18 protein-coding genes are annotated in these 19,372 nt (G+C 63.8%); 10 read left to right on the forward strand and 8 right to left on the reverse strand.

Going from position 1 to position 19,372, the window contains the following annotated elements; genetic code table 11:
• Positions 1 to 783 carry an RNA methyltransferase gene (locus A9J21_RS10670; protein WP_066735253.1) on the forward strand — a complete coding sequence of 261 codons (783 nt, stop codon included), beginning with the start codon at positions 1 to 3 and terminating at the stop codon, positions 781 to 783.
• Positions 784 to 795: 12 nt separating this feature from the next.
• On the opposite strand, the gene A9J21_RS10675 is transcribed toward A9J21_RS10670, so the two are convergent.
• Complete coding sequence (locus A9J21_RS10675) at positions 796 to 1,383, reverse strand: hypothetical protein (RefSeq protein ID WP_066735255.1); 588 nt, start codon at positions 1,381 to 1,383, stop codon at positions 796 to 798.
• Positions 1,384 to 1,465: 82 nt separating this feature from the next.
• Positions 1,466 to 2,278 (reverse strand): pyruvate, water dikinase regulatory protein, encoded by an 813-nt coding sequence (locus A9J21_RS10680; RefSeq protein ID WP_066735263.1) that lies wholly within the window; start codon positions 2,276 to 2,278, stop codon positions 1,466 to 1,468.
• A gap of 379 nt (positions 2,279 to 2,657) precedes the next feature.
• Between A9J21_RS10680 and ppsA the strand changes: the two genes are divergently transcribed.
• The 3 genes from ppsA to A9J21_RS10695 all read left to right on the forward strand — a co-directional run bounded on the left by ppsA (position 2,658) and on the right by A9J21_RS10695 (position 6,645).
• Complete coding sequence (gene ppsA, locus A9J21_RS10685; protein ID WP_066735273.1) at positions 2,658 to 5,042, forward strand: phosphoenolpyruvate synthase; 2,385 nt, start codon at positions 2,658 to 2,660, stop codon at positions 5,040 to 5,042.
• Positions 5,043 to 5,220: 178 nt separating this feature from the next.
• Positions 5,221 to 5,646, forward strand: a complete 426-nt coding sequence (locus A9J21_RS10690; RefSeq protein ID WP_066735276.1) for an NfeD family protein — start codon at positions 5,221 to 5,223, stop codon at positions 5,644 to 5,646.
• 60 nt (positions 5,647 to 5,706) lie between these two features.
• The gene (locus A9J21_RS10695) at positions 5,707 to 6,645 is read left to right on the forward strand and encodes an SPFH domain-containing protein (protein ID WP_066735279.1); all 939 of its coding nucleotides are present in this window, start codon (positions 5,707 to 5,709) and stop codon (positions 6,643 to 6,645) included.
• A gap of 51 nt (positions 6,646 to 6,696) precedes the next feature.
• Here the strand turns inward: A9J21_RS10695 and smpB are convergent, their stop codons facing one another.
• Positions 6,697 to 7,146 (reverse strand): SsrA-binding protein SmpB, encoded by a 450-nt coding sequence (gene smpB / locus A9J21_RS10700; RefSeq protein ID WP_066735282.1) that lies wholly within the window; start codon positions 7,144 to 7,146, stop codon positions 6,697 to 6,699.
• 186 nt (positions 7,147 to 7,332) lie between these two features.
• On the opposite strand from smpB, the gene A9J21_RS10705 reads away from it, so the two are divergent.
• Both A9J21_RS10705 and A9J21_RS10710 read left to right on the forward strand, forming a co-directional pair.
• Entirely contained in the window at positions 7,333 to 7,773 is a 441-nt protein-coding gene (locus tag A9J21_RS10705) for a type II toxin-antitoxin system RatA family toxin (RefSeq protein ID WP_066735285.1), read from the forward strand.
• A complete protein-coding gene (locus A9J21_RS10710; RefSeq protein ID WP_066735288.1) occupies positions 7,757 to 8,116 on the forward strand; it encodes an RnfH family protein in 360 nt (119 codons plus the stop codon). Before A9J21_RS10705 ends, A9J21_RS10710 begins: the two co-directional genes overlap by 17 nt.
• A 49-nt stretch (positions 8,117 to 8,165) precedes the next feature.
• Here the strand turns inward: A9J21_RS10710 and A9J21_RS10715 are convergent, their stop codons facing one another.
• Positions 8,166 to 8,708, reverse strand: coding sequence for a DUF4124 domain-containing protein (locus A9J21_RS10715; RefSeq protein ID WP_066735291.1), 543 nt, complete (start codon positions 8,706 to 8,708; stop codon positions 8,166 to 8,168).
• A gap of 93 nt (positions 8,709 to 8,801) precedes the next feature.
• A complete protein-coding gene (locus A9J21_RS10720; protein ID WP_066735293.1) occupies positions 8,802 to 9,764 on the reverse strand; it encodes a DMT family transporter in 963 nt (320 codons plus the stop codon).
• 115 nt (positions 9,765 to 9,879) lie between these two features.
• On the opposite strand from A9J21_RS10720, the gene guaB reads away from it, so the two are divergent.
• The 3 genes from guaB to guaA all read left to right on the forward strand — a co-directional run bounded on the left by guaB (position 9,880) and on the right by guaA (position 13,724).
• Positions 9,880 to 11,343 (forward strand): IMP dehydrogenase, encoded by a 1,464-nt coding sequence (gene guaB / locus A9J21_RS10725; RefSeq protein WP_066735295.1) that lies wholly within the window; start codon positions 9,880 to 9,882, stop codon positions 11,341 to 11,343.
• Positions 11,344 to 11,437: 94 nt separating this feature from the next.
• Positions 11,438 to 12,130: a hypothetical protein gene (locus tag A9J21_RS10730; RefSeq protein WP_066735300.1), complete on the forward strand. Its 693-nt coding sequence runs from the start codon at positions 11,438 to 11,440 to the stop codon at positions 12,128 to 12,130.
• Positions 12,105 to 13,724, forward strand: a complete 1,620-nt coding sequence (gene guaA, locus A9J21_RS10735; protein ID WP_066735302.1) for a glutamine-hydrolyzing GMP synthase — start codon at positions 12,105 to 12,107, stop codon at positions 13,722 to 13,724. Before A9J21_RS10730 ends, guaA begins: the two co-directional genes overlap by 26 nt.
• Before the next feature lie 188 nt (positions 13,725 to 13,912).
• Here guaA and A9J21_RS10740 read toward each other — a convergent pair whose 3' ends face one another.
• The 3 genes from A9J21_RS10740 to A9J21_RS10750 form a co-directional block, all read right to left on the reverse strand.
• Positions 13,913 to 15,088, reverse strand: coding sequence for a diguanylate cyclase (locus tag A9J21_RS10740; RefSeq protein ID WP_066735305.1), 1,176 nt, complete (start codon positions 15,086 to 15,088; stop codon positions 13,913 to 13,915).
• Positions 15,089 to 15,233: 145 nt separating this feature from the next.
• Entirely contained in the window at positions 15,234 to 16,466 is a 1,233-nt protein-coding gene (locus A9J21_RS10745) for an amidohydrolase family protein (protein WP_066735307.1), read from the reverse strand.
• A gap of 70 nt (positions 16,467 to 16,536) precedes the next feature.
• Positions 16,537 to 18,060: an MFS transporter gene (locus tag A9J21_RS10750; protein WP_082926338.1), complete on the reverse strand. Its 1,524-nt coding sequence runs from the start codon at positions 18,058 to 18,060 to the stop codon at positions 16,537 to 16,539.
• Between the two features lie 210 nt (positions 18,061 to 18,270).
• On the opposite strand from A9J21_RS10750, the gene A9J21_RS10755 reads away from it, so the two are divergent.
• The gene (locus A9J21_RS10755; protein ID WP_066735317.1) at positions 18,271 to 19,314 is read left to right on the forward strand and encodes an endonuclease/exonuclease/phosphatase family protein; all 1,044 of its coding nucleotides are present in this window, start codon (positions 18,271 to 18,273) and stop codon (positions 19,312 to 19,314) included.
• Positions 19,315 to 19,372: the final 58 nt, after the last annotated feature.

The raw sequence follows: 19,372 nt of genomic DNA on the forward strand, positions 1-19,372 counted from the left end.
TTGAAGCACGTCACTTCGCGCGATAACGCGCTGTTCAAGCACCTGAAGGCCCTGACGGGCTCCACGCACCAACGTCGCAAGGCCGGGCAATCGGTGCTGGACGGCGTACATCTCGCACAGGCCTACGTTGCCGCATTGGGTCAACCAGCCTCTTGTGTCGTAGGCGAGCGTCATTATGACCATGCCGAAGTGCGGCCGTTGCTTGACCAGGTCGAACCGGAGCGCGTCGTCGTGCTGGCTGACGCACTGTTCAGTCAGATCAGCAACGTGGCGAACGGTATCGACCTGCTGTTCGTGATCGACACGCCGGCCGGCCATCTGCCCGCGCAGATCGATACGGACTGCATCATCCTCGACGGTGTCCAGGATGCCGGCAACGTCGGGTCGATCCTTCGCAGTGCCGCGGCGGCGGGAATCCCCCATGCTTTCCTGACCACTGGATGTGCATTTGCCTGGTCGGTCAAGACGCTGCGAGCCGGTATGGGCGCAAATTTCCACCTCAATATCGTCGAGCACTGCACGCTCGAAATGCTCGCGTCCCGGCTCGCCGTGCCCCTGCTTGCGACGTCCTCGCATGCCGACGCCACCGTGTTCGATACCGACCTGCGCCAGCCGGTGGGCTGGGTGGTCGGCAACGAGGGGGCAGGCGTCAGCCCAGAGTGGATGGCACGCGTCTCGCGCAAGGTTGGCATTCCGCAGCCTGGTGGCCTGGAATCGCTGAACGTCGCCGCAGCCACCGCCGTCTGCCTGTTTGAAACCGTGCGTCAGCGGCGGGCGGGTTGAACGCATAGGCTGCTAGCGCGGGCGATTGCCCCGTGCCTGGCCGGATGCCGCGGTACCGGACGAAGCCTTTTGTTCGACCAGTGTCTGCAGCATACCCTTCAGCTGGTCGAACTTATTGTCGAATTTCGCCTCAAGCTTGTCGAAGCGATCGTCAACCCTGGCAAGACGGTCGTCAACCCTGGCAAGGCGCTCGTCAACCTTGCCAAAACGCTCGTCAACCTTGGCAAAACGCTCGTCCACCCTGGCGAAACCCTGGTCCACCTTTACCTCCAGCCTTTCGATACGGTGATCGATGCCATCGAAACGGCGGTCGATTCGCTCGAATCGACTGTCTGCGGCCTGGAACTGACGATTCATCACACCAAGCCGTTCATCCAGCATATTGAATCGGTAGTAGATGTTCTCGTTCGTCTTGTCGGTTCGGCGCGCGGAGTATTCGAGGATGGCGAATACGCCCCCGAGAGCGACGAAAACGGCGGTGAAGATGGTGGCGGCTATGCGCCAGTCATGGCGGGGCGCATGGCGCTGCGGTTGCGCGTGGTCTGGATCGGCGGGTTCGGGGAGACTGGAAAACCGGTCTGCTTTCATGGTGATGGGCATGGTTTGCGAAAGAAAACGTCGATGACGTCATCTTTCACCTCCAGCCATCACCCGCCAAGAAGACGATTCTCAAAAATCGCGCTCAATAGTTGTCGCGGTCGACCTTGATTTCCTGGAGGATCGTCGTCGCAATTTCCTCGATCGACTTGTGCGTGGACGACAGCCACTTGATGCCTTCGCGGCGCATCATCGCTTCCGCCTCGTTGACCTCGTAGCGGCAGTTCTCGACTGCCGCGTACTTGCTGCCCGGCCGGCGCTCGTTGCGGATTTCCGTCAGCCGCTGCGGATCGATCGACAACCCGAAAATCTTTGGCTTGAACGCGTAGAGCGCCGAGGGCAGGCGGCCACGCTCGAAGTCATCGGGGATCAGCGGATAGTTGGCCGCCTTGAGCCCATATTGCATCGCCAGGTACAGGCTGGTCGGCGTCTTGCCGCTACGCGACACGCCAACCAGGATCACATCGGCTTCCTCGAGGTTCTTGTGTGACTGCCCGTCATCATGCGCCAGCGAGAAGTTGATGGCCTCGATCCGGTTCTTGTAGGCCTCGGTATCGGCATTCTGGTGGAATCGGCCGATGGCGTGCGTGGACTTCAGTCCCAGCTCCTTCTCCAGCGGCTCGATAAATGTCTGGAACATGTCCAGGATCATGGCCTTGGCCCGGCGCATCGCCTTGTTGGACTCGGCGTTGACCAGCGTGGTGAAGACGATGGGCGGTACACCCTCGTTGTAGAACGCCTCGTTGATCTTGCTGACGGCTACATGTGCCTTTTCAGGCGTGTCGACGAACGGCATGCGCACCTTGCGAAAGCGCATCTCGAACTGGGCCAGGATCGAATGGCTGAACGTCTCGGCGGTGATGCCCGTGCCATCCGACACGATGAAAACCGTACGCACGGCAGGGCGATCAGCAGGAGCCGCCGCGGCCGCTGGCTGGGAGCCGGCCGGGGAGGAAGAGGGCTGGGAAGTCAGGGCCGGCGCAGATTGCGACGCGTCAGGCGCTTCGGGCAAGGACATGTCTGAACAGTTAATTTTGGAGCAGCCGCTGAGCGAAAGTGCGGTGCGGCACGGTAGAATAGCGGCGATCTTTTGGCTAAGCAATTCCGCCAATCCCGGTCGTGCAACGATTTGCAGCCGGATTGTCGACAATGTGCATCGCAGCATCGGAATCGTCCGATGCCACAGGGAATTGCTCAGCCAAGCGATCCGCCGGGGACAGAACGCCAACAACATGCCGGTCGGTGCAAAAGATTTCTTACTTTGTTTTGAGGCTTTTATGACCAACCAGGTAGATAACGGCGCCTACGTGCTGCCGTTCGAAGAACTGCGCATGCAGGACGTGGAGACCGTCGGCGGCAAGAACTCGTCGCTCGGCGAGATGATCTCGCAGCTGGCAGGTGCCGGTGTGCGCGTTCCCGGCGGTTTTGCCACCACCGCGCTGGCATTCCGCGACTTCCTCGAACATAACAACCTGACCGCCCGCATTTCCGAGCGCCTGAAGACGCTCGACGTCGACGACGTGAAGGCGCTGGCCGAGGCCGGCGGCGAGATTCGCAGCTGGGTGGCCATGGCGCCGTTCCAGCCGCGACTCGAAGCGGAAATCCGTGAACACTACGCTCGTGTGTCGGCCCGCGAAGGCGCAGAGGCATCGTTCGCCGTGCGTTCGTCGGCCACCGCCGAGGATCTGCCCGACGCATCGTTCGCAGGCCAGCAGGAGTCCTACCTCAACGTCAGCGGCATCGACGACGTGCTCGACAAGATCAAGCACGTGTTCGCGTCGCTGTACAACGACCGTGCCATTTCCTACCGCGTTCACAAGGGCTTTGCCCATGACGTGGTGGCACTGTCGGCCGGTGTGCAACGCATGGTCCGTTCGGATCTGGCAGCCTCGGGCGTGATGTTCACGATCGATACCGAGTCGGGTTTCCCGGACGTGGTGTTCATCACCTCGAGCTACGGCCTGGGCGAGACGGTCGTGCAGGGCGCCGTGAACCCGGACGAGTTCTACGTCTTCAAGCCGACGCTGCAGGCTGGCAAGTATCCCATCATCCGCCGCTCGATCGGCTCGAAGCTGATCAAGATGGAATTCACCAAGCCGGGCGAAGCCGGCCGCGTGAAGACCGTGGACGTGCCGCCCGAACTGCGCAACCGCTATTCGATCAGCGATGATGATGTGAACGAGCTGGCCCGCTACGCGATGATCATCGAGAAGCACTATGGCCGCCCGATGGATATCGAGTGGGGCAAGGACGGCAAGGACGGCAAGATCTATATCCTCCAGGCACGTCCGGAGACCGTGAAGAGCCAGTCGGCTGGCAAGGCCGAGCAGCGCTTCAAGCTGAAGGGCACCTCGGCAGTGCTGACCAGCGGCCGTGCCATCGGCCAGAAGATCGGCACCGGTCCGGTTCGCGTGATCAACGATCCGTCCGAGATGGAACGCGTGCAGCCGGGCGACGTCCTGGTGGCCGACATGACCGACCCGAACTGGGAGCCGGTGATGAAGCGTGCCGCGGCCATCGTCACGAACCGTGGCGGCCGTACGTGCCACGCCGCGATCATTGCGCGTGAACTGGGTGTGCCGGCAGTGGTCGGTTGCGGCGATGCCACCGACCTGCTGAAAGATGGCACGCTGGTGACGGTGTCGTGCGCCGAGGGCGACGAAGGCCGTATCTACGACGGTCTGCTCGAAACCGAAGTCACCGAGGTCACGCGCGGCGAAATGCCGGAGATCGAGACCAAGATCATGATGAACGTCGGCAATCCGCAACTGGCATTTGATTTTGCGCAGATTCCGAACCACGGCGTCGGCCTGGCCCGCCTGGAATTCATCATCAACAACAACATTGGCGTTCACCCGAAGGCGATTCTGGACTATCCGCAGGTCGATGCCGACCTGAAGAAGGCCGTGGAATCGGTGGCCCGTGGCCACGCGAGCCCGCGTGCGTTCTACGTGGACAAGCTGGCCGAAGGCATTGCCACGATCGGCGCCGCGTTCTATCCGAAGCCCGTGATCGTGCGCCTGTCCGACTTCAAGTCGAACGAGTACAAGAAGCTGATCGGCGGTTCGCGCTACGAGCCGGACGAAGAAAACCCGATGCTGGGTTTCCGTGGCGCTTCGCGCTACATCGCGGATGACTTCGCCGAGGCGTTCGAGATGGAATGCAAGGCCATGAAGCGCGTGCGCGACGAGATGGGCCTGACCAACGTCGAGATCATGGTGCCGTTCGTACGTACGCTGGGCCAGGCCGAGCGTGTGATCGGACTGCTGGCCAAGCATGGCCTGAAGCGCGGCGAAAACGGCCTGCGCATCATCATGATGTGCGAAGTGCCGTCGAACGCGATCCTGGCCGAGGAATTCCTGCAGTTCTTCGACGGTTTCTCGATCGGCTCGAACGACCTGACGCAGCTGACGCTGGGCCTGGACCGCGATTCGGGCATGGAACTGCTGGCCAAGGACTTCGACGAGCGCGATCCGGCCGTGCGATTCATGCTGCAGCGCGCCATCTCCACGGCGTTGCGCCTGGACAAGTACGTCGGTATTTGCGGCCAGGGCCCTTCGGACCATCCGGACTTTGCGGCATGGCTGGCCAAGGAAGGCATCAAGTCGATCTCGCTGAATCCTGATTCGGTGGTGGAAACCTGGCAGCAACTGGCTTCCTAAGGCATTTCGCGTCACAATAGCGACGTACCCGAACGAACGGCGCCCGGCCTGACTGGCTGGCGCGCCGTGTGGCACCGGCCCTGCGGTCAGGTGTTCCAACTGCCCCCGCAGACGCCGCAGGCGTTTGGCGGGGGTTTTGTTTTTTCGGGCTGGTGTTTGCTGGCTGGAAAGGAACGGGATGACGTCGTACTACTTTTGGTTTGCCGCATCCGTGGTGCTGGTGATCGCGGAGATGGCTACCGGCACGTTTTATCTGTTGATGGTCGCCTGCGGCGTGACCGCCGGGGGTATTGCGGCGCTGCTCGGTGCCGAGGTGCCCATGCAGACGGTCACGGCGGCGGTGGTCGCCATCGCGGCCATCGCAGGGCTGCGGCGTACGCGTTTCGGCAAGCTGCGTCGCAGCGATGCCGCATCCAATCCCGACGTGAACCTCGATATCGGACAGGAAGTCGAAGTGTCCGCCTGGGATGCGTTCCGGCGCGCCCGTGTGCCATATCGTGGCGCCGACTGGACGGTGGAGTTGGCGCCGGGCACCGATCCCGCGCCGGGTTGCTACAGGATTGTAGAGATCCGTGGCGCCACGCTCATCGTGTCGCCGCGCTAGCCCGGCGCCAACGTACCGCTGTTCTCCGCCTTGTAGTTTTCTCTTTGACGGGAGTCGTACATGCTTGCCTATCAGCTTGGTCTGTTTCCGCTGATTCTGCTTATCGCCGCCATCGTACTGATCGCGAAGTCCATCAAGATCGTGCCGCAGCAGCACGCCTGGGTGCTGGAGCGTCTGGGCCGCTACCATGCGACGCTGACGCCCGGGCTGTCGATTGTGGTGCCGTTTATCGACCGCGTCGCCTACAAGCACATTCTCAAGGAAATTCCGCTTGATGTGCCGAGCCAGGTTTGTATCACCAAGGACAACACGCAGTTGCAGGTCGACGGCGTGCTGTACTTCCAGGTGACCGACCCGATGAAGGCGTCGTACGGATCGAGCAATTTCGTGGTGGCGATCACGCAGCTATCGCAGACCACGCTGCGGTCGGTCATCGGCAAGCTGGAACTGGACAAGACGTTCGAGGAGCGCGAGTTCATCAATCACAGCGTGGTCAATGCGCTGGACGAAGCGGCGGCCAACTGGGGTGTGAAGGTCTTGCGCTACGAGATCAAGGACCTGACGCCTCCGAAGGAGATCCTGCACGCGATGCAGGCGCAGATTACGGCCGAGCGCGAGAAGCGCGCCCTGATCGCCGCATCCGAGGGCAAGCGTCAGGAACAGATCAACCTGGCGTCGGGCGCGCGGGAAGCGGCCATCCAGAAATCCGAGGGCGAAAAACAGGCGGCCATCAACCGGGCCCAGGGCGAGGCCGCCGCGATTCTGGCGGTTGCCGAGGCCAATGCCCAGGCGATCGAGAAGATCGGCCACGCCATTCGCGGCGAGGGCGGGGCAGAGGCGGTCAACCTGAAGGTGGCCGAGGAATATGTGGCGGCCTTCGGCAACCTGGCCAAACAGGGCAATACGCTGATCGTGCCGGGCAATCTGGGTGAAATGAGCACGATGATTGCCTCGGCGCTGCAGATCGTGAAGGGCCAGAAGGCCGAGAAGGTGCTTTGATCCCAGTGTGAGTCAGCGGAAACAGGAACGGAGGCCGAGGCCTCCGTTTCTTCATTCCTTTTCGCTTTTCATCAGTCGCGCTTTTTCGCGCTGCCAGTCGCGATTCTTTTCGGTCTCGCGCTTGTCGAACTGCTTCTTGCCCTTGCCCAGGCCGATTTCGCACTTGATGCGGCCGCGGGTGTAGTGCAGGTTCAGCGGCACCAGCGTATAGCCGCGCTGCTCGACCTTGCCGATCAGTTTCTTGATTTCGTCGGCCTTGAGCAGCAGCTTGCGGGTCCGCACCGGGTCGGGCGTGACGTGCGTGGAGGCGCTTTGCAGCGGGCTGATATGCGCGCCGATCAGGAACATCTCGGCATTGCGCACCACCACGTAACCTTCCTTGATCTGCACGCGGTTGGCGCGGATCGCCTTGACTTCCCAGCCTTCCAGCACGATCCCGGCCTCGTAGCGCTCTTCGATGAAGTAGTCGAAAAAGGCCTTCTTGTTGTCAGCGATCGTCATGCGGGAGGTGATTTCCTAAATATGGGCCGGAGCGGCCTGGCAGGGCGGCGCCGGTGAGGGTGCGCAGCAACATGGCTGCGGCCGAGCGCACCAGGGCGTGCCGTGTTCGCGGCTGTCGGCTAAAATCCTGATTTTAGCAAACCGCTCCGGCCCGGCCCAGCCCCGAGGCGCCCGCAATCCGTATACATGGCAGACGTCCATAAATCCGTCCTGCTCGGCTTTTCGGCCGAACAGATGTACGACCTGGTCACGCGCGTGGAGGACTATCCCAAGTTCCTGCCATGGTGTGGTGGCGTGGAGGTCTTCGAGCAGACCGACACGCTGCTCGATGCCAAGATCCACATCCACTTCAGCGGCATCAAGCAGTACTTTCATACGCGCAATACCCAGGAACGTCCGACACGTATCGATATGACGTTCGCTGACGGTCCTTTCAAGACCTTCAATGGGTCCTGGCGGTTCACGCCGCTGCGCGCCGATGCCTGCAAGATCGAATTTCACCTTCACTACGAGTTTTCGAGTGTCATTCTCGAAAAAATCATCGGTCCGGCGTTCAGCGTGATCGCCAATACCTTTGTCGATGCCTTTGTCAAACGGGCCGAGGTGGTCTATGCAAAGCAGGGCTGAGGCACCGGCAACCGTGCACGTTTCGGTCTGCTATGCATGCCCCGATGCTGTTTTCCTGAAGGAAATCGCCGTCCCGGCGGGCACGACCATCGTCGCTGCGATCCAGTCCAGCGGGCTGACAGATGCGCACCATGAAGTGGATCCCACGACGATGCGCGTGGGGATCTACGGCAAGCTCAAGACGCTGGATACCGTGGTGCGCGAAGGCGACCGGGTGGAGGTCTACCGGATCCTGACGGCCGATCCGAAGACTGCGCGGCGCAAGCGCGTGCAGAAAACCCGGTCATCCGGGATGCGCGAGGGCCAGAAATGGCTGCGTGGCGGAGGCGGGCAGGGCGCCTGACAGGCGGCGGCCAAACAGCGGCCACCCTGCCTTCGGGGGCATCAGCCTGTCAGCTGCTGCACTGCTGGTTGATCGAATCGTTGGTACGCGCCAGTTCGGCCGAGCGCTCGTCTTCGTTCAGGCGCACCGGGGCGCCGTCCGCACCCGACCGCGACACCCGGACGCCGGCGCTCAGGCCCGTGGCGTAATTCCGCAGTTGCTGGCACCTTTCGTCGCGCGCCAGTTGATCACGTTCCTTGGTGGCGGCTTCCAGATCGGCCTTGATCCGGGCGTCCCGGCGCTCGCGGAATGCCTCGTCGGCGTCCGCAGCCTTGTCGGGCCGGGTCTTGGCGCTGACCGCCTGCATGCGCGGACCACCGGCCGGGCCGGGCTTGGCGTCTGCCTTGGCGTTTTCCGTTTCCAGCGGGCGGTACGCGCCGGCCATGCGGCCCGGAGCGGCCAGGATGGCCCGATCCGGGATGGACGGCGGAGGCGGAACATCGCTATAGACCGTGCGGCCGTTGGCGTCCTTCCATTGCCACTGGGAAAAGGCGGTGCCGGGAATGGCCAGGCTGGCGGTAATCAGCAGGTACAGCGCGGACGATCGTTTCATGGCGAAGGCTTGAACGGGTCGAGCGGGTTGTGTGGGCATCAGACGCCAGTGGGGTTGACTTTCGAAGTGACCCACCCGGCATCGGCCGCTAGTCTACTGAGACTTGTCCGTCGCATGCAAGCGAACGGACCAGGCAACGCCGACCATCAGCAATACGATTGCGGCGATTTCCAGTGGCCTTGGCCAGCGGTGATCGAACACAAACCCGTATGCCAGCGCGAACAGCGTCTCGAAGACGATCATCTGACCGGACAGCGTCAACGGCAATCGGCGGCTCGAAATGTTCCAGAGATTGTTGCCAATAAGCGACGCTCCCAGCGCTACTGCGGCATTGACGGTCCAGTACCACTGCCAGTCCCGGGCGCTGCCCGAGGCCGTCAGCAGGTCGCCGAACACGAGCCAGCCGCCAATCGCCAGCACCAGCGACACCAGGCCGGTGGAAAGCCCATAGAGCGCCGACCACTCGTTGCCGCTGAAGTGCGGATGGCGCTGCAGGTAGCGCGCGTTGTCCACGGCGTAGAGCGTCCAGCAGACCAGCGCCCCGGCCGCACACAGCACGCCGGCAATCTTCTGCCACACGGAGCGGATGGCCGCATCCGCCACGGCCGCGCCATGCGCACCACCACCGCCACCGAAGAGGTCGACGTTGATGCACGCGATTCCGGCCGCCACCACCAGCAGCGGCAGTGCCAGACGGCGCAGCGGCACCGCGCCATGGTCGCGCCGGCCCATCAGCGTGACCGAGATCGGCAGGATGCCGATGATCAGCGACGTGGGGCCCACGCCGGCCAGTTGCACGCCGAACGCCAGCAGCACGTAATACAGCAGGTTGCCGGTAAAGGCCTGCCGCAGCAGCGCCACGCAGTCGGCCCGCGTGAGCTTGCGGGCGATGCGGCGCATCAGCGGCAGGGCGGCGATCAGGGCGACCACGCCGTATGCCAGGTATCGGCCTATCGCCAGTTCCCACGGGGAGAATGCCGGCAGCAGCTTGGGCGCGATAAATACCATCCCCCAGAACGCGCCCGCCAGCAGGCCGCACAGTACGCCGATGCCCATGGTCTCCAGATGCCTTGCTTGAAAAAGGTGGCCGAGAATAGCAAACGGCTTGCAACAACGCATCAGCAAATCCTGCATTCCTGTATAATCTGCTTTTGCGCCTAGAGGATTCGCTATGCGTCTTGTCCAGAAAGCACTCACATTCGATGACGTGCTGCTCGTCCCGGCCTATTCGGCCGTCCTGCCCCGGGATGTTTCCCTCCGCACCCGACTGACCCGTTCGATCGAACTCAACATTCCGCTGCTGTCCGCCGCCATGGATACGGTGACGGAAGCGCGCCTTGCCATTGCCATGGCACAGGCCGGCGGTATCGGTATCGTTCACAAGAACCTGAAGCCCGCCGACCAGGCCCGTGAAGTGGCGCGCGTGAAGCGCTACGAATCGGGTGTGCTGCGTGATCCGATCACCATTTCGCCGGACATGAAGGTTCGCGATGTGATCGCGCTGTCGCAGCAGCACGGCATTTCGGGTTTCCCGGTGCTCGAGGGCAAGACCGTAGTTGGCATCATCACGAACCGCGACCTGCGTTTCGAGGAAGAACTGGACGCACCCGTGCGTGCCAAGATGACCCCGCGCGAGAAGCTCGTGACGGTGGCCGAAGGCGCGCCGCTGGACGAAGCCAAGCGCCTGATGAACCGCCACCGCCTGGAGCGTGTGCTGGTGGTCAACGGTGCGTTCGAACTGCGCGGCCTGATCACCGTGAAGGATATCCAGAAGGCCGTGGACAACCCGCTGGCCAGCAAGGATGCGCACGGCCAGCTGCGCGTTGGCGCCGCAGTGGGCGTGGGCCCGGATAACGACGAACGCGTGGAACTGCTGGTCAAGGCCGGCGTGGACGTGATCGTGGTGGATACCGCGCATGGCCACAGCCAGGGCGTGCTGGACCGCGTGCGCTGGGTCAAGCAGAACTTCCCGCAAGTGCAGGTGGTGGGCGGCAATATCGCCACCGGCGCTGCCGCGCTGGCACTGGTCGAGCACGGCGCCGATGGCGTCAAGGTCGGTATCGGGCCCGGTTCGATCTGCACGACGCGTATCGTGGCAGGCGTGGGTGTGCCGCAGATCACCGCCGTGTCGAACGTGGCCGAAGCGCTCAAGGGCACGGGTGTGCCGCTGATCGCCGATGGCGGCGTCCGCTATTCGGGTGACGTGGCGAAAGCCCTGGCGGCTGGCGCCCACACCGTGATGATGGGCGGCATGTTCTCGGGTACCGAGGAAGCCCCGGGCGAGGTCTTCCTGTTCCAGGGCCGCTCGTTCAAGAGCTACCGCGGCATGGGTTCGGTTGGCGCGATGAAGGACGGCGCCGCTGACCGCTACTTCCAGGAAGACAACACGGCCAACGTCGACAAGCTGGTGCCGGAAGGCATCGAAGGCCGCGTGGCGTACAAGGGTCCCGTGCAGGCAATCATCCATCAGCTGACGGGCGGTATCCGCGCGTCGATGGGTTATTGCGGCGCCAGCTCGATTCCGCAGTGGCACGAATCGGCCGAGTTCGTGCAGATCACGGCAGCGGGCATGCGCGAATCGCACGTCCACGACGTGCAGATCACCAAGGAAGCGCCGAACTACCATATCGATTGATGTCGATCTGGCCTGCCCTGACGGGCACCACGGCCGCGCCGGTTCTGTCGAGGTTGACGGGGCCTGCGCGGCCGCGCCGCAATAAGGAGCACCCATGAAAGTATTGCTGCGAGCCGTGCTGTTCTTCGACGCGCTGCTCGACTTGCTGCTTGGCCTGCTGCTGCTGATGTCGCCGTTCACCACGCTGTACGCCGCGCTGCAACTGCCGGTGCCGGAGCCGGCCCTGTTCGGGCAGCTGCTTGGCGTGGCAACGCTCGGCATGTCGTGGCTGCTGTTCACGGCCACATTCAATGGACATATGACGGTGCCCGTGGCGCGCGTCGCCGGGTTGATCAACCTGGCCAGCGCAATACTGGTTGCCGCGTGGACGCTGTTCCTGGACATGCCCGTCCAGCCGGCCGGCAAAGTCTGGCTGCTGACGATGGCGGCCATGCTGCTGTTCTTCGCCATCGTGCAGATACCGGCCGCCAAGAAGGTGCGCCTGCGCGAACGGGCGCTGGCCGACCAGGCAAAGGCTGACCGCGATGCGCGTGCGGCCGGTGCCCGCCATCCGAACGACGTAACTGACGTAACAGACGTAGGTGACGTGACCGACGTTGCCGGGAGCGGCATGGGCCGCCCCGCGCGCCCGGCAACTTCCGCCGCGTCCCCCGCATCCCCCGAATACCGGCGCGAGCCGGTCATCACGCCGCCGCCCGGCTATGGCCCGGGCACCGAAGTCATGACCGAACCCGATCCGGACGCACTGCCCACTGCCAATCATGCACGACAAAATCCTCATTCTTGATTTCGGTTCGCAAGTCACGCAGCTGATCGCCCGCCGCGTTCGCGAGGCGCATGTCTATTGCGAAATCCACCCGAACGACGTTACCGACGAATTCGTCCGTGAATTCGCACCGAAGGGCGTGATCCTGTCCGGCAGCCACGCTAGCACCTACGAAGACCACCAGCTGCGTGCGCCGCAGGCCGTTTGGGACCTGGGCGTGCCGGTGCTGGGCATCTGCTACGGCATGCAGACCATGGCCGTGCAACTGGGCGGCAAGGTGGAATGGAGCGATTCGCGCGAGTTCGGCTACGCCGAAGTGCGCGCCCATGGCCACACGAACCTGCTCAAGGGTATCGAGGATTTCAGCACGCCGGAAGGTCACGGCATGCTGAAGGTCTGGATGAGCCACGGCGACAAGGTCACCGCGCTGCCCGACGGCTTCAAGCTGATGGCATCGACGCCGAGCTGCCCGATCGCCGGCATGGCCGACGAGGCGCGCGGCTACTACGGCGTGCAGTTCCATCCCGAAGTCACGCATACGTCGAAGGGCCGCGAGATGCTCGAGCGCTTCGTGCTGCAGATCTGCGGCACCAAGGCCGACTGGGTCATGCACGACCATATCGCCGAGGCCGTGGCAAAGATCCGCGAGCAGGTGGGCGATGAAGAGGTGATCCTGGGGCTGTCCGGTGGCGTCGATTCGTCGGTGGCCGCCGCGCTGATCCATCGCGCCATCGGTGACCAGCTGACCTGCGTGTTTGTCGACCACGGCCTGCTGCGCCTGGACGAAGGCAAGATGGTGATGGACATGTTCGCGGGCCGTCTGCACGCGAAGGTGGTCCACGTGGATGCTTCCGAGCAGTTCCTGGGCCATCTGGCCGGCGTGACCGACCCGGAGCAGAAGCGCAAGATCATCGGCCGCGAGTTCGTGGAAGTGTTCCAGGCCGAAGCGAAGAAGCTGAGCAACGCCAAGTGGCTGGCACAGGGCACGATCTACCCGGACGTGGTGGAATCGGGCGGGACCAAGACCAAGAAGGCGACCACCATCAAGAGCCACCACAACGTGGGCGGCCTGCCGGAGACGCTGGGCCTGAAGTTGCTGGAGCCGCTGCGCGACCTGTTCAAGGACGAAGTGCGCGAGCTGGGCGTGGCGCTGGGCCTGCCGCCGGAGATGGTCTACCGCCATCCGTTCCCGGGCCCCGGCCTGGGCGTGCGGATCCTGGGCGAAGTCAAGCGCGATTACGCGGATCTGCTGCGCCGCGCCGACGCGATCTTCATCGAGGAACTGCGCAAGACCATCGCCACGGAGCAGGACGCCGCCGCTGGCCTGTGCGAGCCGCACCAGGTGGGCAAGAGCTGGTACGACCTGACCAGCCAGGCCTTTGCCGTGTTCCTGCCGGTGAAGTCGGTGGGCGTGATGGGCGATGGCCGCACGTATGACTACGTGGTGGCGCTGCGCGCCGTGCAGACCACGGACTTCATGACCGCGCACTGGGCGCACCTGCCGTACGCGCTGCTGGGCCGCTGCTCGAACCGCATCATCAACGAGGTACGCGGGCTGAACCGCGTGGTGTATGACGTATCGGGCAAGCCGCCTGCAACGATCGAGTGGGAATAATCCGGGGATGCAGGCCATCCGGCGCGTAGCGCGGCCGGGTGCGCCGGTTCCTGTCTCCGGTCGGGCGGATACCTGCTGGTTTCCGCCCCGCTGACCTGCCTCACACCCCGCCTCACACCCCGCCTCACACCCCGCCTCACACCCCGCCTCACACCCCCTCACGCGGCTTCCAAACCGCCACGGCTCGCTTACATCGCAGCCGACCGCTCCTCGATCCGTGCGATCTCCAGACGATTTCCCCCCAGGGCCTTGGCCCGGTACAACGCGTGGTCCGCAGCGACTAGTGCGTCGCTGAGCACTGGTGTTTCGTTCTCGAACTGTGCCAGTCCGATGCTGACGGTAGCCGGGATGCTCATGCCCCCGCTCCGGCCGGCAATATTCTCGGCAAACTGTGCCGCCACGGTTTCGCCCAGCAGCCTGGCGCGGTGCGCCTCGGCGCCATATAGCAATGCTGCGAATTCCTCGCCACCAATGCGCGCGAGGAGGACGTCCGGCCCCATCACGCCGCGGGCGATCTCCGCAAACGATTTCAGTACCTCGTCGCCGGCCTGATGGCCGTAGCGGTCGTTGATGGCCTTGAACTGATCCAGGTCGAAGGCCAGTACAGCTATCGGCCTGCGCAGGTCTTCGGCAGCCAGAATGTGTTTGCCCTGTTCGAAAAACCAGCGGCGATTGCCGAGTCGGGTCAGGTAATCGGTTTGGGATTCCTTAAGCAACAAGGTGTGGCTGTCTTCGCGGATCAGCTTCAGGATCGTCATGGGCAGGATCACCGAGTACAAGACGCCTTCGTACATGGTGATCTTGCTGGCGATGGCCTGCATGGCAGGCCCGTACGCCGACACGAGCCAGGGCAGTGCAAAGCACCGCCCGGCATAAAGCAGGGCATGGATGCCCGCTACCGCCACGATAATGTGTCGCGCGAAGAACGGCTTCATTGCCTCACAGCGCAGCATTTCTCGCGCCGTCATGGCGCTGATGATGGCAATCGGCAACGCGCTGCCGTAGTTCCACATCGCGTCCATCCATCGTGTGCCTGAAACGGCCCATATCCCCGCCATGACAATCAGCACGATGCCGAAAGTGATGCGGTAGTGCCGCCCGTTCAATGCCGCAACGCCGTTGAGAATCAGCAGGTAGCCGCAAAGCATGACCAGGTTGGCGAGTGCGGAGCCAAGCACTCCTGGGGCGGCGCGCCGGAAGAGGACGGCCGTGCAGCCGATGGCGAGCGTGGTGAATCCCGCCGACAGAATGCGCAGGGCCTTGCTGTGCCGAGGGTTGGCCAGATGCTCCCAGAACATCATGCCCGCGCTGGCGAGCAGTGTTCCAATTGCCAGAAGATAAAGGGTAAGGAGATCGACGTACATCCAGATGTAAAGACGTTGCGCCGATGCTGGGCGCCGGCTGTCGAATTCTACGTTGGAATTACGGCAGGCCGTGGATGGTTCCGAAGGTCTCCGGACGGAGTTTCGACGTTTTCTGCGTTTGGGGCGTTCAGGATGCGGCGGCCCCTCAGCCCGGCAGATCGAGATCGCCGAACCGGTAGATCCGTCCGCCACGCATGACAAAGTCCACCTGGGCCGTGACGGCGATGTCTGCCAGAGGGTCGCCAGGCATCGCCACGATATCGGCCTGACGTCCTGCTTCCAGTGCCCCGATGTCCGTCCGCTGCAGCAACGCGGCTGCCACGCTGGTGCCAGCGCGCAGCGCCCGGGCTGGTGTCAGGCCGGCTGCCACCATGGCCTGGAATTCAAGAATGCCGCGCGAGAACGGGAACATGCCGCAGTCGGTGCCCAGTGCGATATTGGCGTGGCTGTCAGCCATGCGGCGCTGGGACCGCTCGATCTCGGGCAGATCGCGCGTGAACTTCCAGACCGCCTGCGACGGCAGTGTGTTGGCGGCCAGCATGGCCTTGTCTTCCAGCGTCATCTGCATGGTCGGCACCAGGAACGCGCCCGAGGCCTCGGCCATCGAAATGCCCTCATCGTCGATCAGATAGCAATGCTCCAGGCTGCGTGCGCCGGCGCGCAGGGCCTGCTTGCAGCCTTCGGCGGCGCCCGTATGTACCGAAACCGGAATGCCAAGCTGGTGGGCCGCCGCCGCCGCGGCCTCCATTTCTTCCTCGAACCACGTGACGCGTGCCGGGTCGTCGCCAAAGCTCATGTAGCCGCCGGTGTTCATGGTCTTGATCCAGTCGGCGCCATGCGCTGCCTGGCAACGCACCTGCTTGCGGATTTCCGCTGGCGAATCGGCCGTTTTCGACAGCCCCAGATGACAGCGGCAGGGCAGCGCGCCCTGCATGTCGGCATGGCCGCCCGATCCACTGATCATATGCGGCGCCACGAACAGGCGGGGCCCAGCCAGGCGCCCCGCGTTGATGGCGTTACGCAGTTCAAGGCCCGGCCAGTCATCGTCGAACGTGCCCAGGTCGCGCAGGGTGGTGAAGCCATGGCGCATGTATTCGCGGGCCAGGCTCAGGCCGGCCAGCGCCTTGCCGGCGCTGGACTGCAGGATCTGCTGCTTCAGGTTCATGCCGTCCAGAAACAGGTGGACATGCGTGTCGATAAACCCCGGTGCGACCGTGCGATGGGACAGGTCGATCACGCGGGCACCGCGCGGCCGCGCGACTGATGGGCCGATGGCGGCAATCGTGTCGTGTTCGATCAGGATTTCGGCGGGCCCCTGCAAGGTGTCGCCGAGGCCGTCGAACAGGTTGCCGCAAATGAGAACGATGGATGCAGACATGGAACTGGCCTCCTTGTTGAAGACACAAAATCCGAAGATGCAGCACTGAAGCTGCGACAGTGCCGGCCCATCACCGGGCAGGCTGGCCGGGTTTGGCGCGCGGGATGGTCGCCATGATCGAAATGGCCGCCACCACGACCATGCAAAGGTTGAATGTCAGTGCCAGGATGGCCGCCGAACGCACGGCGACCTGGTCTTGGGCACCCTGGAACTGGATCAGGCCTTCCAGCATCGACCCGCCTTCGGGGTGGGTGCGCACCGCAGTGAAGATGGCCGCCGAAATGGCCACGCCGAAGGCGCCGCCCAGCGACGACGCCATCTTGTAGATGCCGGCGCCCGCGCCCGCCTGGTCCTCGGGCAGGGCAGACAGCGCGGCATCGGTGGACGGGGTGGCATAGAACGCCAGGCCGATGCCCTGCAGCGCAAATCCGATCGTGGCGACGATCCGGTAGTCGGCGAGCGTCAGCTGTGTCATCGCCAGGCAGACCACCGACGCGGCCGTCAGCGCGCAACCCCACAGCATGGGCTTGCGGGCGCCAAAGCGCTGCAACAGCTTTTCGCCCACGCGGATAAACGCAATGATCGTGATGGCAAAGCCGATGGTCAGCACGCCGGCCTGCTGCGCACTCATCTTGCCGCCCAGTTGCGCCAGCTGCATGACCACGATCAAGGTGCCGGCCACACCGTTAAGCATGAAGTTCGAGATCGTCGCGCCGGTGTAGATGCGGCTGCGGAACAGCTTGAAGTCGATGAAGGGGTCTGCCGCGCGGCCTTCGTGGCGCAGGAAGATGAAGCCGAAAATGACCACGACGGCTGCCAGCAACAGCGTGTTGACGCTGGTCCAGCCAAACCGGGCACCCTGCGTGACCACCACCTGCAGCGCGATCATCGCGACCATGAATGTGAAGATGCCCTTGCGGTCCACCTTCGCGTCGCGCCGATCCTCGGCCCGGCTTTCCGGCGTGCCCCGGATCATCAACAGGCCGGCCACGGCCGCCACTACCGACAGGAAGAAAATGGCCCGCCAGCCGAACTGCGCCGAGACCATGCCGCCGAAAATGGCGCAGACGCCCGAGCCCCCCCACGAACCGATCGACCAGATGCTGATGGCACGCTGACGTGCCGCACCGGCCCAGTATGTCTTGATCAGCGCCAGGCTCGACGGCATGATGCACGCGGCCGACAGCCCCTGCAGCGCGCGACCGGCCAGCAGGCACGGTATCGCCAGTGCGCCCGCCGGGGCCAGCGCCACCAGCAGCGAGCCCGCGATGCTCAGGCAAAAGCCGAGTTGCAGGATGCGGTAGCGCCCCACGCGGTCGGCAATGCCGCCCATGAAGACGATGAAGATGCCGGAGAACAAGGCGGTGATGGCGACGGCGATGTTCATCGTGGTGGGCGACAGGCCAAGCGCGTCACCCATGTCCGGCGCAATGTTCAGCGTGGTCTGGGCAAACAGCCAGAACGTCAGTACGCCCAGGACGATGCCGAACAGCACCCGGTCATTGCCGGCGAAGTTTGGCGGTTGCGCGCGCCTGGATGCTGGCGATGGCCCGGCTTCGGGATTACCTGCGGTACTACCTGTGGCATGGTTCATGTCGTCGATCCCTTGATGGTCGTTGCGTAGTCAACGGTGCGAACCATCGTATTTCCGGGGGAATGCCGAGGCGTTGACGCGGATCATGGGTGCCGGCGCGGCATCGTAGTCCGCTGGAATTGGCGACATCCAGCCGAGGGGTTGATGCAGGCCAATGCAGGCAACACGCGTGGACTTGACGATGGCCGGTTCTCAACGTGGCGCCGCCCGATGACCCACTACGACTTCATTGCCGACATCGCCGACGCACGTGTGCGCGCTCGCACTATCGAGGGCCTGACGCGCTTGCGCCGGGCGCTGGCGGACGACATCCCGGCGCGCACGGCCACCGATACGCTGCTGCTGGCAACATGGAATATCCGCGAGTTCGACAGCGGCAAGTACGGCTATCGCTCGGACGAGTCCTATCTCTATATCGCCGAAGTGCTGAGCCGCTTCGACCTGATCGCCATCCAGGAGGTCAGGGATGGCCTGTACCCGCTGCAGCGGCTGCAGCGTATGCTCGGGCCGTGGTGGGGTTATCTGGTGACCGATGTCACACTGGGCAGGTCTGGCAATGCCGAGCGCATGGCCTACCTGTACGACCGCCGCAAGGTGCGCTTCACCGGGCTGGCTGCCGAACTGGTGCTGCCCAGGACGGGCAGGGCGGGGCCGGCGCCGGTACAGCTGGCGCGTTCGCCTTACCTGGCGGGGTTCCAGGCCGGATGGGCATACCTGACGCTTGCCACGGTCCACATCTATTACGGCACTGGCAAGCCCGACGACGCGCGCCGACTGGCGGAGATCACCGCCTTCAGCCAGACCATTGCCAGGGCGGCCGGCAAGTTGTCGGCCGCGCCGCAGCCGGCGCCCGGCGTGAAGGCCGATGCGGGCAACCTGATCCTGCTGGGCGACTTCAACATTTTCAACCGGCACGACGTGACGATGGAAGCGATCACGCGGGCGGGGTTTGTCGTGCCCGAGTCGCTGCAGACCGTGCCTGGATCGAATGTGGACAAGAACCGGCACTACGACCAGATCGCCTATCTGCGGCAACTGTCGCGCATGGCGCCCACTGGCCGTGCCGGCGTGTTTGACGTGTACGAGCACGTGTATCGGCTGGCCGATGCCGACGCTTATGCATCCGAACGCCAGACGCGGCCCGGGCGCAGCTTCAAGGACTGGCGCACCTATCGCATCAGCGACCACCTCCCGATGTGGATCGAGTTCGGTATCGACGATGCGGATGCATGGCTGGCGGGGCTCGGCGGCTAGCCCGAGCAGACCCGGCGGTTCCGGTCTATGCTCTCGCCTGCGACACCGGCAGGCGCCC

This window comes from Cupriavidus sp. D384, from assembly GCF_001652915.1.
Lineage (GTDB): Bacteria > Pseudomonadota > Gammaproteobacteria > Burkholderiales > Burkholderiaceae > Cupriavidus.